We start from the raw sequence: 13125 nt of genomic DNA, 5'->3' as shown, positions 1-13125 counted from the left end.
CGGAAACCAATCATTCATCATAAACCGATTGGTAACGCTATCCCGATACTGTCTCGGGAACGGTCGCATCCGGAAGCGATGTCCGGACGACACCCATGACATAAGAATGAAGAGCAACGCAGTGTCTCGATCCGTTTTTTTTGATCTCGCGAAACGTCCGCTTGGCGGCATTGCAAAGGTGGTAGGACGGCTTGTCCTCGCTGGTGTCGTCGCCGGCTTGACCTTCTCTGCGCCGGCTTTTGCCAATTCGAAATATGCCGGCATCGTCGTTGATGCGAAGACCGGCAAGGTGCTTTACGGCGAGGATGCGGACCAGCTGCGCTATCCCGCCTCACTCACCAAGATGATGACGCTGTATCTGGCCTTCGAAGCGCTCGAGGCCGGCCGCATCAGCAAATCGACACCGGTTCCCTTTTCCAAGAAGGCAGCGTCCGAGCCGCCGTCGAAGCTCGGCGTGCGCGCCGGCAAGGCAATCACCGTCGAGCAGGCGATCCTCTCGCTCGTCACGCGTTCGGCAAACGACTCGGCGACGGCGCTTGGTGAATTGCTCGGAGGGTCGGAGCAGCGCTTCGCCCGGATGATGACCAACAAGGCGCGCGCGCTCGGCATGACGCGCACGACCTATCGCAACGCCAACGGCCTGCCGAATACCGAGCAGAAGACGACCGCGCGCGATCAGGCCCGGCTCGGTCTCGCCTTGCGGCAGCATTTCCCGCAATACTACGATTATTTCTCGACCCGCAGCTTCCGCTTCGGCAAGCAGACGATCGGCAATCACAACCGCCTCCTCGGCAATGTGCGCGGCGTTGACGGCATCAAGACCGGCTATACACGCGCCTCCGGTTTCAACCTGGTGACCTCCGCTCAACTCGACGGTCGCAGCATCGTCGCCGTGGTGATGGGCGGAACGTCCGGCGGTGCCCGCGATGCGCAGATGCGCAAGCTGGTCGCCAAGTACATGCCGTCCGCCTCCCGTCGTGGGAACGGCAACTTGATTGCCGAAGCGCCGGCGGCACCGGTCGCAACCGTCACGGAAACGGCCGTCGCCGAGGCCGAAGTACAAGCCACTGCTCCGTCGGCGCCCGTCGCGTCCGCGGCTGCATCCCTGCCGAACACCGGCCCGGTTCCGGATTTCCGCTACAGTGGCGAAAGCGTGGCGAACGTCGAGATGGCCTATGCCGCCGCGAAACGCGCCTCGGACAACCCGGTCCTCGCTGCCAAGGCGGCGCCGAACACGCTCGACGCCCAGAGCGCCAAGCTCACCCGGCAGGCGGTCGTCTCTGCCGATGTCGATACGCAGATCACCAATTCGGTCGCCAAGGCAGAAGCTTCGGCCGGCGCACAGGCAAGGCAGCAGGCGGACGTACAGCCGCAGGGCTGGGTCATCCAGATCGGTGCCACGTCCGACAAAACTCAGGCAATGACACTCCTCGGCAATGCCAAGGAAAAAGGCGGCAAGGTACTGCGCGATGCGACGCCGTTCACGGTCGCCTTCGGCGACGGCGCGGCGCAGGTCTATCGTGCGCGTTTCGGCGGCTTCGACGATCAGAACAAGGCGGTCAACGCCTGCAAGGTCTTGAAGAAGAAGGGATTTGCCTGCTGGGCTAGCCAGCAGTGAACGACACGACAGCTGGCGGCCGGATGCGTATTTCCTGCCGTCCTCCTCGGAAATTGTATAAGCGTAACGAGGTTTGTCATGGCAGTGAACGAGAACGTCCCCGGCATCACTGCGATACCGGGGAAGAAGGAAAAGCCCCCGCGCATCGGCCTGCATCCGCTCCATGAGGCGGCCATGCGCATTGCCGATGCCGGGCTCAACCGATCCAAGGCGAAGACGCGCGATCTGGTGGCCATCCTGCTGACGCATGGCGCCCGCGCCTGGCGCTCGACCCAGCCCCGAGCGGAGATACACCTGCATGTCACGACAGCCGGTCGCCGACACCCTTTGAGGATCCGGATCGGCTAGGACTCGGACGCGTTTTCGCAGCGCGAACGCGCCTCCTACAGAAGCCCCAGTTCTGCAAGCTCGCGCCGCAAGTCGAGCGGCATCTCGCCGCCATCGGAAGAAAGAGCTGCCAGGTCGCGCGGCGCCTCCTTCTCCTCCAGATACCGCCAGCCCTGGAATGCGCGGCGCGGCTGAAGTTCCGTTTCGACCACTTGCGGCCCGAGTATAAGATTGCAGCGGCCGATGCCCTCGCTGTCAGTGAAGATCTCGATGCCGATCAGCGGCTGGCGTGCCTGCACATAACCCTTGATCACCCAGTAGAGAGATCCGCCGGCGAGAAGGTCTTCCGTACGTTTCGGAACCATCCGGGTCGTATGGAAGGAGTGCGGCTCCTGTCCGGCCGCGACAGCCGCCAAGGCCCTGCGTGAAACCCATTCGCGCAAGTCTTCGATGGATTCTGCGCCGACGCAGAGCTTTATGAGATGCAAAGCCATGGCATTGCTTGAACACCCGTCCGCCGGTCACGGTCAAGCGTCTTGAGCGGATTCGTCCACAAAAGCCGCCCCGGCTTCAGCACTCGACGACGTTGACCGCCAGACCGCCGGTCGAGGTTTCCTTGTATTTCTCGTTCATGTCGATGCCGGTCTGCCGCATCGTCTCGATGCAGGCGTCGAGCGGCACGAAATGCTTGCCATCCCCCTTGAGTGCAAGCGATGTGGCGGTGACTGCTTTCACGGCGCCGAGCGCATTGCGCTCGATGCATGGCACCTGAACGAGCCCCGCGACCGGGTCGCAGGTCATGCCGAGATGATGCTCCAGCGCAATTTCGGCCGCATTCTCGACCTGCTCGGGCGTGCCGCCCATCACCGCCGCCAGGCCCGCTGCCGCCATCGCGGACGCCGACCCGACCTCGCCCTGACAGCCGACTTCTGCGCCGGAGATCGATGCGTTGTGCTTGATGATGCCGCCGACCGCGGCGGCCGTCAGAAGGTAGTCGCGAATGCCGTCCTGATCGGCATCCTCATGGAAATGCAGGTAATAGCGGATCGTCGCCGGCACGACGCCGGCCGCGCCATTCGTCGGCGAGGTCACGACCCTGCCGCCGGCCGCATTCTCTTCATTGACGGCCATCGCGTAGACGCTCAGCCAATCGTTCGCGAGCAACGGATTGGTCTTGTTGGAGCGCCACTCCTCCTGCAGCTTGTCATGAATTGCGCGCGCCCGCCGGCGGACCTTCAGCCCGCCCGGCATGATCCCGTCCTGGCTGAGGCCACGATCGATACAGGCGCTCATCGCCGACCAGATGCGATCGAGTCCGGCGTCGAGTTCTTCCCTCGACATCGAAGACTCCTCATTCGCCCGTTTCATCTGGGCAATCGTCAGGCCGGAGCGCGCCGCCATGTCGAGCATCTGCTGGGCGGTGGCAAAGGGATAGGGAATCCTGACGCCGGCAGGCTTGTTCTTTGCCGCCCGCATCGCTTCAAGCTCCGTATCGGTGACCACGAAACCGCCGCCGATCGAATAATAGATCCGCTTCAACAACAGCCGGTCGTCGCGGTCGAAGGCGGCAATGGACATGCCATTGGCATGACCCGGCAGCGGCACTTTCTTGTCGAAGACGAGATCGGTCTTCGGCTGGAATGCGTAGGAGGGATGCCCAGGAGGCGTGATACGGCCCGTTCGCTCGACCTCGTCGATAATGGCGTCCATCCGGTCGGGATCGACCAGATCAGGCCGTTCCCCCATCAGTCCCAGAATAACCGCCCTGCCCGTGCCATGGCCGATGCCCGTATGAGCCAGAGAACCATGAAGGCTGACCTTGATGGAGGCAACCGCGGTGTGCGACGGGCGCGGCCATTCGTCCGACAGGATGAGATCGAGGAAGCGGTTCGCCGCCGACATCGGCCCCATCGTGTGAGAACTCGAAGGACCGATACCGATCTTGAAAACGTCGAAGACGGAAAGAAACATGAATTTGCCTGCCCCAGCGCCGGACGAGCTGCCGCGTGAGCGGATCAAAGCCCTGTCGATGATCTTGATCGAGCCGCGAATCCTTCCGACTGCGGTCCGATCATCCTTATATAGGGTGAAAACCTATGCGATCCTATGCCGTTCGATCAGCCAACCGACCGACATCGGGTTCTGTGCGTGCGACATTGTATACGCGGGCTGTCCCACGCGACAGGCCCGGACCGGCGGCGATCTTGCATTTTCAAACGGCCATGCCAAAAGACGTGCATGACAATCGAAGATTACATAGCGCTCTGCATCTTCCTGCTGCTGTGGGGCAGCTTCAACTGGGCGACCGATGGCCGGCGCAAGTTCAAGCGGATCAGCCTGACCCGCCTGATGAACGAAAACAGGGCGCGGTGGATTCGCAACTCCCTCAACCGCGACCTGAAGATGATCGACACCCAGATCATCGCCGGCCTGCAGGCCGGCACCGCCTTCTTTGCCTCGACCACCATTTTCGCACTCGGCGGCTGCTTTGCGCTGCTCGGCGCAACCGAACAGGTGCAGATGATCTTCAACGACCTGCCGCAGATTTTTCGCGGCGGTCGGGCGGGATTCGAACTGAAGGTCGGCGGTCTGACATGCCTTTTCGGCTATTCCTTCTTCAAGTTCGGCTGGTCCTATCGGCTGTTCAACTACTGTTCGATCCTGATGGGCGGCATCCCGATGACGGCCGACATGTCGCGCGATCGCCAGGCCGCCGAACGGGCCGCCGAGCGCGCCATACGGATGAACGTCCTCGCTGCCAAACATTTCAATGCCGGCCTGCGGGCGATCTTCCTGTCGATCGGCTATCTCGGATGGTTCATCAGCCCCTATGTCTTCATCGTGCTGACGGGCCTCGTGATTTTCGTGCTGACACGCCGGCAATTCTTCTCCGAAGCACGCGATGCGCTGATCGCCGACGCGTAGGTGTTCGAGCTGCCATCATGGGCTGTGGAACCACAGGCATGGAGGCGATTGGCGCTGGACAAAGAGGCGCATCGGCCCTCATTTCGACATGGTCACGCGATTGCAAAATCCGAATGAACTCCCTTTCTCCTGACAGGAAGGCGACTCCATGCCCGATACTCCTGCGACGATCGACGAAACGCCGACCCTGCAGCCGGGTGTCTCGAGGTCCGGACGAATTGATCTCCTCGATGCGCTGCGCGGTCTCGCCCTCGTCGCCATGGCGATCTACCATTTCACCTGGGACCTGGAATTCTTCGGCTATGTGGCGGCGGGCACGGCCGGCTCCGGCGGCTGGAGGCTCTTCGCGCGGCTGATCGCCAGCAGCTTCCTGTTTCTCGCCGGCTACAGCCTGGTGCTCGGCCACAGTCCGAAGTTCCGCGGGCGCGCATTTCTCCGGCGCTTCGCCAAGATCGCCGGGGCGGCGGCGCTGATCAGCATCGCCACCTGGTTCGCCCTTCCCCAGTCTTTCATCTTTTTCGGCATTCTCCATGCGATCGCGGCGGCAAGCCTCGTCGGCATTCTTTTCCTGCGGCTCCCCGCGCCGGTCTCCTTCCTGGCCGCCGCCGCTGCATTTGCCGCTCCCCTCTATCTGCGCTCGCCCCTTTTCGATGCGCCCGCGCTCTGGTGGGTCGGACTTTCCGAGACGATCCCACGCTCGAACGATTACGTGCCGCTGCTGCCGTGGCTGGCACCGTTTCTCCTCGGTCTCGGGACGGCGAAGCTGCTTCATCCGATATTTGCCGCATGGGCACGGCCCGCGCAAACCGACCGGGATCGCAAGCTGTGGATCAAACCCCTCGCCTTCGGCGGGCGCCACAGTCTGGCCATATACCTGATCCACCAGCCGCTGCTCATCGGGCTCGTCTATGCCTTTTCACTCGTCGTACCCGCCCCCCTGCCGGATGCGGCGGCGACCTACCGCCTGAACTGCGAGCAAGCCTGCAACCGCCAGGAATCGGCCATCACGTGCAGCACCTTTTGCGGCTGCACGCTCGACCGGTTGAAAGAACAGAAGCTGTTCGAAGATCTAAACCAGGGGAAGATCGACTTGAGCTCGGATGAACGCATTGCGCGAATCGCCACTCAGTGCACAATGGAAGCACAGTCGGGGGACTAGGACATGAATGCCTATCGTGCCAAGCCGCTGAATTTTCCATGGCCTCCGCTGATTTATGGCACGGCGGCCCTAGCGGCTTTGGCGCTTGGGGGTGTTTTTCCCATCCCCGTCGCCCACGGGCATGGCTGGGTTCGGTGGCTGGCGGGATGCGCCTTGATCCTGCTGGCGGTCTTGCTCGATCTCTGGGCCATCAAGGCCCTACTCGATCGCCACACGGCAGTGCTTCCCCACCGCTCAGCAACTTGCCTGGTCACCGGCGGCCCCTTCCGCTTCACCCGCAACCCGATCTATCTCGGCTATACCTTCGTGATGGTTGGCCTGGGGCTGATCACCCTCAATCCCTGGTTCTTCGTCATGGGGATCGTTGCCATCGCCCTGACGACGCTGATTGCGGTGCGTAACGAGGAGCGGCACCTGCTCTCACGATTCGGATTCGAATTCGAACGCTATTGCCGCCACACGACGCGGTGGATCTAGCGCATCGGCTCGAAAATCGGAATCGACTTTCGGAAAGCAGATGTAGATTCAAAGTGCTACAGCGTCCTTTGCGCGTCTGAATAGACGCGCGGCGCTGTAAGCGGCGTACGAAAAAGGCAGCACGCGGCCACCTTTTCGACGACTTCAAATTTTCCGCGCGTTACGTCCCGACGCCGATCTCTGCCAGGCGCGTCAGGCAGGCTTCCTCGACATTGTTGAGCTCGTCAAGTGTGTCGTCGATATCCTTGCGCTTCTGCCGCAGATCCTCGCGCTTTTCCTCGACGCGCTTCATCAGTAGCTGTAATTGGCCGATTTCGCCTGGCGGATCCTTGTAGACCTGAATGATCTCGCGGATCTCCGCGATGGTGAAACCGATCCGGCGGCCGCGCAGGATTTCCTTGATCAGATGCCGGTCAGCCGGCCGAAACAGGCGCGTTCGCCCGCGACGCTCCGGATGGATGAGACCTTCATCCTCGTAGAAGCGCAGCGTTCGGGTCGAGATACCGAATTCCCGCGTCAGTTCCGTAATGCTATAGTACTTTTCCACGCCGCCATTCCATCAAATTGCAGGCTCACTATCATTGACTTTGACGTAAAAGTCAAACACGCGCCTTATGTGACATGGAACCACCAGGTGGCGATACCGAGGAAGCTGAAGAAGCCGGTGACATCGGTGACCGCCGTCACGAAGACAGCGGAGGAGACAGCCGGATCGGCGCCGGATTTGTCCAGCAGAAGCGGGATCAGGATGCCGGCGAGCGCCGCTGCCATCATGTTGATCAACATCGCGGTTGCGATAATGCCGCCGATATTCGGGTCCTGAAACCAGAGGCCCGCCACGAGACCGATGAGGCTGCCGAAAATCATCCCATTCAGCAGGCCGACGCCGGCTTCGCGCCGGATGATCCGTGGCGCGTTGTGGATATCGAGCCCGCGGGTCGCGAGGGCGCGCACCGTCACGGTCATCGTCTGCGATCCGGCATTGCCGCCCATGCCGGCGACGATCGGCATGAGGATGGCGAGCGCAACGATCTGCTGGATCGTGGCATCGAAGAGGCCGATGACCGAGGCGGAGATGCAGGCGGTCATCGAATTGACGAGCAGCCAGGGAACGCGTGAGCGGGATGCCTCGGTAACGGAGTCCGACAGTTCCTCGTCGCCAACGCCGCTCAGGCGCAGCAGGTCTTCCTCGGCCTCCTCCTGAATGACGTCCACGACGTCGTCGATCGTCAGGACCCCGACCAGGCGCCCGTTGTCGTCGACAACGGCTGCCGACAAGAGATCGTACTGCTCGAAAAGCTGGGCCGCCTCCTCCTGATCCATTTCGGCCGGGACCGAGTGACTGGTGTCGCGCATGATCGCATCGATCTTCACAGATCGCTTGGTGCGCAGCACACGATCCAGATCGACGGTGCCGAGCAGTTTGAAGGTGGGGTCGATCACGAAGATCTGCGTGAAGCTGTCGGGGAGATCTTCCTCCTCGCGCATGTAGTCGATCGTCTGACCAACCGTCCAGAAAGGCGGCACGGCCACGAACTCGGTCTGCATCCGCCGGCCGGCGGTGCTTTCCGGATAGTCGAGCGAGCGGCGTAGACGGACGCGTTCGGTGAAGGACAGCTTGGCGAGGATTTCCTCCTGGTCCTCCTCGTCGAGGTCTTCGAGAATGTAGACCGCATCGTCGGAATCCATTTCGCCGATCGCCTCGGCGATCTGCTCGTTCGGCATATGCTCGACGATATCGAGGCGGATCGCCTCGTCGACCTCGGTCAGCGCCGCAAGGTCGAACTCCTTGCCAAGCAGCGAGACAAGCGCCAGGCGCTGTTCCGGTTGGATTGCCGCGATGAGATCGCCCAATTCGGACGAGTGCAGGCCGGCGACGTGCTTGCGAAGATAGATCGTGTCGCGATCGGCAATCGCGGCACCGACGTGCATCAGGAAATCCGAACGCACCGAACCATCGTCGGCGTAAATATCCGAACCTTCAAAGGCAGCGATTTCCTCGGAACCGCGGTCGCCGTCGCCTGTATCGCTCATGGACCCGCCCTCCAAAAGAATAGGCCGCCCGAACCTGCACTATAAACGGCCCATTGCCCTGCTAGCGCAAAGCTCCGTCGAGGTCCACAGATCGACGCCGATCCGTGGACCTTTTCTCCAAGCTGTTGCAAAGGCACATGAAAAAAGTGAAACGAGTAAGGCCTTCCAGCATCGCCCGGGAGCGACAAGAAGGACCACTCAGCAGAGAGCATCCGCATGGCCGTTCGACCAATCATCCGGTTTCCAAATCCTATGCTCGGCAGGAGCGCCGAAAGGGTCAGTCGCTTCGACGATGATCTGCACAGTCTCGTCGACGACCTCACGGAGACGATGCGGGCTGCGCCCGGAATCGGCATCACGGCGCCGCATGTCGGTGTCCTATACCGTCTGACGGTGATCGAGCTCGACCGCCGGGCCGGCCCACGGGCCTTCGTCAATCCCGAGATCGTCTGGCGCTCGGCGGAGACGGCGCGCCATAGCGAAGGCAGCATCTCGATGCCCGGCATCTCGGAAGAGGTGGAGCGACCGAGCAGAATTCGTGTTCGCTACCAGACGATCTCGGGCGAGACGCTTGAGGAAGAGGCAAGCGGATTGATGGCTGTCTGCCTTCAACACGAGATCGACCAGCTCGACGGCATCTTCTGGATCCGTCGACTGTCGAGACTGAAGCGCGAACGGGCGGTCAAACGGTTTGAAAAGCTGACCTGACCGACGCCTCAAGGTTGCGCGGCGGTTTCCAGTTCAATAGGGTCGCACCACTCTCGGAAGGCCCGCGGCGGTCTCGCGAGGCGGACACAACTGAGCCGGACTCGGCCGTTCCGGAATGACACCGAAGGACATGCGATGAAACTTCTGCGCCTCACCCTCCTTTGCACCTTAACCCTCGCCGGATGCACGGCGAAGCCCGACCTCGAGCCGCTCCCCGGAAGTCTCACCTATGGAGAAACCGCCTCGTCCCGGAAGACGCAGGCCGCCCCCGGCACGAAGATCCAGAATCGGTTCCTGCATGAAGGCAGGACGGTCTACGAAACCTACGAGGTTCAGCCCGACCGCACCTACAAGCTCATCCGCCGCAGCATGGTCGATTCCTTGGGCGAATGAGCCCTCTCGGAACATTGCGATGCCAAGCCCGTTCTCCAAGGACAAACCTTACAGCGCCGCGCGTCTTTTCAGACGCGCCAAGGACGCTGTAACACTTTGAACCTACGCATCGTGCTTTCCGAAAATCGATTCCGATTTTCGGGCCGATGCGCCAAGGAGACGATGCCATGGCCAAATATCTCGACGAACGCGGCGATCCGGCAAGCGCGACACACGGCGCCGAGAGACGGACCTTTTCGGCTGAGGAGGCGAAGCAGGGCCGCAACGGTTCAGCAGTTCTGGCCGTGCTCGTCGGCGGGCTGCTTCTGGCCTTCGTTGTCTGGGGCGCCGTCGAAATCTGGGGCGAAAGCATAGACAGCGATCGCACAGCGGAAACGGAGCAGATGCAGCCCGGCCCGTCGACCGAGCAAACCGGCAGCGTCGATCAGAATCAGTCGGCTCCCGCCATCCCCGCCCCGACCGACCGGGACCCTACCGCGCAAACCGGAACCGGCGGAGAAACGCAGCAGGTTGCACCCAACGGGACGGAGAAGTGACGGGACCGCTGAACAGCTGCTAGAATCGGGAACATCCAGCACTCCGCGCCGCGGGCGCGGGCTGCCTCATTCTTCTATTTCCGCCGTCGAGCACTCATAGAGTGTGTCGCCCGTTTCAGCCTCGACGCCGGCGAGGCTGACTTCGTACCCCCACAAATGACGAACATGGCGGAGCGTGGCGTCGCGGCTGGCCTCATCGAGAAGTATGCCGCTCTTCACGTTGTGCTGCAGCCGCAGGTGGCGATCGCCCAGGAGGTCGACATCCATGACCTGAATATCCGGCTGATTGGCGCCGATGTCGTAGCTGCGTGCGAGGGCCGTACGGATGGCCTCATAGCCGCGCTCGTTGTGGATCGAGGCGACCTCGCAGTATTTCTCGTCCGCCTCATCCGACAGCAGGAACAGCCTGAACTTGCGTATCAGCGCTGGGCTCAGATACTGCAAGATGAAGGACTCGTCCCGGTGGTTCGCCCAGGCGTCCAGCAACGTCTCGCGCCAGTTGCCGCTGCCGGCGATCTCGGGAAACCAGTCCCGGTCCTCGCCAGTCGGGTCGACGCAGATCCGCTCGATGTCCTGCATCATGGCGAAGCCGAGCGCATAAGGGTTGATCCCGGGAAAGCGCGGGTCGTCGAAAGACGGTTGGAAGACCACGTTCGTATGGCTCTGAAGCATCTCCAGGATCGAGCCCTCGGTTATTCTCCCCTGATCGAAAAGCGTGTTCATGATGGTGTAGTGAACGAAGGTCGCGCATCCCTCGTTCATCACCTTGGTCTGCCGCTGCGGGTAGAAGTATTGAGCGATGACACGGACGATCCTCAGGATTTCCCGCTGCCAGGGCTCAAGGATCAAGCTGGTCTTCTCCAGGAAATAAAGAAGGTTCTCCTCCGGCAGGTTGAGGGCCTTCTTGCGCTCCGAGACGTCCCGTTCGAGGGCGTCCGGATCACTGCTCTCGCTCGCCTGCGGAAGCGTCCGCCACAGGTCGCTATAGGTCTGCTCCTCGTATTCGAGTCTTTCGCGCATCCGCTCCCGCTCCTTTTCCGACGACAGCCTCGGCGGCCGCCGGTAGCGGAAGACGCCCTGGTCCATCAGGGCATGGGCGGAATCGAGAATGGCCTCCACGGCCGTGGTCCCGTAGCGCTCCTCGCATTTGGTAATGTATTTCTTGGCGAACTCCATGTAGCTCAGAATGGCGCTGGCGTCGGTCCATTGCCGGAAGAGGTAGTTGTTCTTGAAGAAATGGTTGTGGCCAAAGGCCGCGTGCGCCGTCACCAGGGCCTGCATGGCCATGGTGTTTTCCTCCATCAGATAGGTGATGCAGGGATTGGAGTTGATGACCAACTCGTAGGCAAGTCCGCGTCTGCCCTTGCGATACAGGTTGTCCTCGAAGACGAATCGCTTGCCGAAGGACCAGTGCTGGTACATCAGCGGCATGCCGACGGAAGAATAGGCGTCGAGCATCTGCTCGGAAGAGATGATCTCGAGCTGATTGGGATAGACGTCCAGCCCGAGGTCCTCGAGCGCGACGGTCTCGATCGCGTCGTAGGTGCGCGAGAGCGTCTCGAAATTCCAGTCGGAGCCCTGAAACAGCAGGTTTGTAGCCGCACCCTTTTTTGCCATCCCGGTCGCCTCTCACTTACGCACTTGCACTGCCGGCTGTTTGCCGAAAAGCTTCCGGAAGACGGGATAAATGTCGGCCGGCTTGGCGATGCGGGTCATCTGGAAATTCGGCCACTCGCCATCGACCGTTCGATAGGCACGCCAGAGCGAGGTTCCGTTGTCGGTGGTACCGAAAATTTCCGTCTCGCGCTCATCGATGATCTCGACATAGGCGTAATACTGGCAAAGCCGCATCAATTCGTCGTGCAACAGCGACGCGCAACGCTCCGAGTCGCCGGAGATGTTCTCGCCGTCCGAGGCCTGGGCCGCATAGATATTCCACTCGCGGGCCGGATAGCGCTCCCGAATGACCCGGAGCATCTCCTCGAGCGCCGTCGAGACGATCGTGCCCCCGCTCTGCTTGCTGTAGAAGAAGGTGTTCTCGTCCACCTCGCCTGCCTCGTCCGTGTGGCGAATGAAGACGATGTCGATCCTGTCATAGCGTCGCTTCAGAAAGAGGTGCAGCAGCACGAAGAAGCGCTTCGCCAGGTCCTTCTCGCGTTCGCCCATGGAAGCGGAGACATCCATCAGGCAGAACATCACGGCGCTGGCATTCGGCAGCGGCTGCGGCTCGAAGCGATTGAAGCGGATATCGACCGGATCGACATAGGGAATGCGCCGGCGCCGGCGCTCCAGCTTATCCAGCGTCTGGCGCAGTTCATCGAGGCGCTGCTGGTGCTTTTCACCGGACTTGGGCATGGCCTCCAGCCGGGCGATCTCCTCCGCAAGTGCTTCGACTTCCTTTCGCCCCGGCCGGTGCAGGGCGATGCGGCGGCCGTAGCTGTTGCGCATCGTACGGCCCACATTGATGTTCGTGGGGGAGCCGGTCGCGGCAAAGCCGGCGCGCCGCCGCTTGAAGGCGACTGATTCCTTGAGGTTGAGCTTGACCATGTCGGGAAGCTCCAGGTCCTCGAAGAAGAGATCGAGAACCTCCTCGCGCGAAAGGACGAATTGAAATTCGTCCTCGCTCTGTCCGGTTCCAGCCCCTGCGCCGGTGGCACCGCCGCCGGAGGATCGTTTTGGAAGACGGTCCCCGGCCGCGAACTCACGATTGCCGGGCAGGACATATTGCCGTTCGCCGGAGTTTCCGGCCGGCTGGAACGTCGGCTCGCTGACGCCGCGGGCAGGCATCGACACATTGTGATCAGTGTCGACGTCGGCAATCTTTCCCGACTTGACCTGTTCCTTGATTGCCCGCTTCAGTTCCTCGCGCGCACGCTTCAGGAAGCGTTGCCTGTTACCGAGACTCTTGTCCTTCGGGTTAAGGCGGCGGTCGATAAAGTTCGGCATAT

At 61.6% G+C, this 13125-nt stretch carries 14 protein-coding genes; 8 read left to right on the top strand and 6 right to left on the bottom strand.

Annotated features, from left to right (window positions below):
* Positions 1–100: 100 nt before the first annotated feature.
* Both RHIBR816_RS0126080 and RHIBR816_RS0126075 read left to right on the top strand, forming a co-directional pair.
* Positions 101–1618 (top strand): D-alanyl-D-alanine carboxypeptidase, encoded by a 1518-nt coding sequence (locus tag RHIBR816_RS0126080; protein ID WP_026187438.1) that lies wholly within the window; start codon positions 101–103, stop codon positions 1616–1618.
* A 78-nt stretch (positions 1619–1696) separates the two neighbouring features.
* Positions 1697–1966 (top strand): hypothetical protein, encoded by a 270-nt coding sequence (locus RHIBR816_RS0126075; protein WP_018239532.1) that lies wholly within the window; start codon positions 1697–1699, stop codon positions 1964–1966.
* 35 nt (positions 1967–2001) lie between these two features.
* Here the strand turns inward: RHIBR816_RS0126075 and RHIBR816_RS0126070 are convergent, their stop codons facing one another.
* Both RHIBR816_RS0126070 and RHIBR816_RS0126065 read right to left on the bottom strand, forming a co-directional pair.
* Positions 2002–2439 carry a DUF1489 family protein gene (locus tag RHIBR816_RS0126070; RefSeq protein ID WP_018239531.1) on the bottom strand — a complete coding sequence of 146 codons (438 nt, stop codon included), beginning with the start codon at positions 2437–2439 and terminating at the stop codon, positions 2002–2004.
* Between the two features lie 76 nt (positions 2440–2515).
* A complete protein-coding gene (locus tag RHIBR816_RS0126065) occupies positions 2516–3916 on the bottom strand; it encodes an L-serine ammonia-lyase (RefSeq protein WP_018239530.1) in 1401 nt (466 codons plus the stop codon).
* A gap of 267 nt (positions 3917–4183) precedes the next feature.
* On the opposite strand from RHIBR816_RS0126065, the gene RHIBR816_RS0126060 reads away from it, so the two are divergent.
* From RHIBR816_RS0126060 to RHIBR816_RS0126050, 3 genes are all read left to right on the top strand, one after another.
* Positions 4184–4870, top strand: coding sequence for a DUF599 domain-containing protein (locus tag RHIBR816_RS0126060; protein ID WP_018239528.1), 687 nt, complete (start codon positions 4184–4186; stop codon positions 4868–4870).
* A 148-nt stretch (positions 4871–5018) separates the two neighbouring features.
* A complete protein-coding gene (locus RHIBR816_RS0126055; protein WP_018239527.1) occupies positions 5019–6029 on the top strand; it encodes a heparan-alpha-glucosaminide N-acetyltransferase in 1011 nt (336 codons plus the stop codon).
* Between the two features lie 3 nt (positions 6030–6032).
* A complete protein-coding gene (locus tag RHIBR816_RS0126050; RefSeq protein WP_018239526.1) occupies positions 6033–6506 on the top strand; it encodes an isoprenylcysteine carboxylmethyltransferase family protein in 474 nt (157 codons plus the stop codon).
* Positions 6507–6666: 160 nt separating this feature from the next.
* Here the strand turns inward: RHIBR816_RS0126050 and RHIBR816_RS0126045 are convergent, their stop codons facing one another.
* A complete protein-coding gene (locus RHIBR816_RS0126045) occupies positions 6667–7053 on the bottom strand; it encodes a MerR family DNA-binding transcriptional regulator (protein ID WP_018239525.1) in 387 nt (128 codons plus the stop codon).
* 65 nt (positions 7054–7118) lie between these two features.
* Positions 7119–8540: a magnesium transporter gene (gene mgtE / locus RHIBR816_RS0126040; RefSeq protein ID WP_018239524.1), complete on the bottom strand. Its 1422-nt coding sequence runs from the start codon at positions 8538–8540 to the stop codon at positions 7119–7121.
* A gap of 216 nt (positions 8541–8756) precedes the next feature.
* Here mgtE and RHIBR816_RS0126035 point away from each other — a divergent pair, with 216 nt between their 5' ends.
* The 3 genes from RHIBR816_RS0126035 to RHIBR816_RS0126025 all read left to right on the top strand — a co-directional run bounded on the left by RHIBR816_RS0126035 (position 8757) and on the right by RHIBR816_RS0126025 (position 10177).
* Positions 8757–9248, top strand: a complete 492-nt coding sequence (locus tag RHIBR816_RS0126035; RefSeq protein WP_026187436.1) for a peptide deformylase — start codon at positions 8757–8759, stop codon at positions 9246–9248.
* A gap of 135 nt (positions 9249–9383) precedes the next feature.
* Positions 9384–9641: a hypothetical protein gene (locus RHIBR816_RS0126030; RefSeq protein WP_018239522.1), complete on the top strand. Its 258-nt coding sequence runs from the start codon at positions 9384–9386 to the stop codon at positions 9639–9641.
* A gap of 167 nt (positions 9642–9808) precedes the next feature.
* Complete coding sequence (locus RHIBR816_RS0126025) at positions 9809–10177, top strand: hypothetical protein (RefSeq protein ID WP_018239521.1); 369 nt, start codon at positions 9809–9811, stop codon at positions 10175–10177.
* 66 nt (positions 10178–10243) lie between these two features.
* On the opposite strand, the gene RHIBR816_RS0126020 is transcribed toward RHIBR816_RS0126025, so the two are convergent.
* Positions 10244–11794, bottom strand: coding sequence for a SpoVR family protein (locus RHIBR816_RS0126020; protein ID WP_018239520.1), 1551 nt, complete (start codon positions 11792–11794; stop codon positions 10244–10246).
* A 12-nt stretch (positions 11795–11806) separates the two neighbouring features.
* Entirely contained in the window at positions 11807–13123 is a 1317-nt protein-coding gene (locus tag RHIBR816_RS0126015) for a YeaH/YhbH family protein (RefSeq protein WP_018239519.1), read from the bottom strand.
* Between the last annotated feature and the right edge of the window lie 2 nt (positions 13124–13125).

The sequence above is a fragment of the Ensifer sp. BR816 genome, from assembly GCF_000378985.1.
GTDB lineage: Bacteria > Pseudomonadota > Alphaproteobacteria > Rhizobiales > Rhizobiaceae > Sinorhizobium.
Note: the sequence above shows the minus strand (reverse complement) of the source record. Positions and strands in the feature narration are given on the sequence as shown.

Excerpts from the sequence above, each read along its gene's own strand:
- RHIBR816_RS0126075 (WP_018239532.1), top strand. The coding sequence starts at position 1,697 with ATGGCAGTGAACGAGAACGTCCCCGGCATCACTGCGATACCGGGGAAG.
- RHIBR816_RS0126070 (WP_018239531.1), bottom strand. The coding sequence starts at position 2,439 with ATGGCTTTGCATCTCATAAAGCTCTGCGTCGGCGCAGAATCCATCGAA.
- RHIBR816_RS0126065 (WP_018239530.1), bottom strand. The coding sequence starts at position 3,916 with ATGTTTCTTTCCGTCTTCGACGTTTTCAAGATCGGTATCGGTCCTTCG.
- RHIBR816_RS0126060 (WP_018239528.1), top strand. The coding sequence starts at position 4,184 with ATGACAATCGAAGATTACATAGCGCTCTGCATCTTCCTGCTGCTGTGG.
- RHIBR816_RS0126055 (WP_018239527.1), top strand. The coding sequence starts at position 5,019 with ATGCCCGATACTCCTGCGACGATCGACGAAACGCCGACCCTGCAGCCG.
- RHIBR816_RS0126050 (WP_018239526.1), top strand. The coding sequence starts at position 6,033 with ATGAATGCCTATCGTGCCAAGCCGCTGAATTTTCCATGGCCTCCGCTG.
- mgtE (WP_018239524.1), bottom strand. The coding sequence starts at position 8,540 with ATGAGCGATACAGGCGACGGCGACCGCGGTTCCGAGGAAATCGCTGCC.
- RHIBR816_RS0126035 (WP_026187436.1), top strand. The coding sequence starts at position 8,757 with ATGGCCGTTCGACCAATCATCCGGTTTCCAAATCCTATGCTCGGCAGG.
- RHIBR816_RS0126030 (WP_018239522.1), top strand. The coding sequence starts at position 9,384 with ATGAAACTTCTGCGCCTCACCCTCCTTTGCACCTTAACCCTCGCCGGA.
- RHIBR816_RS0126025 (WP_018239521.1), top strand. The coding sequence starts at position 9,809 with ATGGCCAAATATCTCGACGAACGCGGCGATCCGGCAAGCGCGACACAC.
- RHIBR816_RS0126020 (WP_018239520.1), bottom strand. The coding sequence starts at position 11,794 with ATGGCAAAAAAGGGTGCGGCTACAAACCTGCTGTTTCAGGGCTCCGAC.
- RHIBR816_RS0126015 (WP_018239519.1), bottom strand. The coding sequence starts at position 13,123 with ATGCCGAACTTTATCGACCGCCGCCTTAACCCGAAGGACAAGAGTCTC.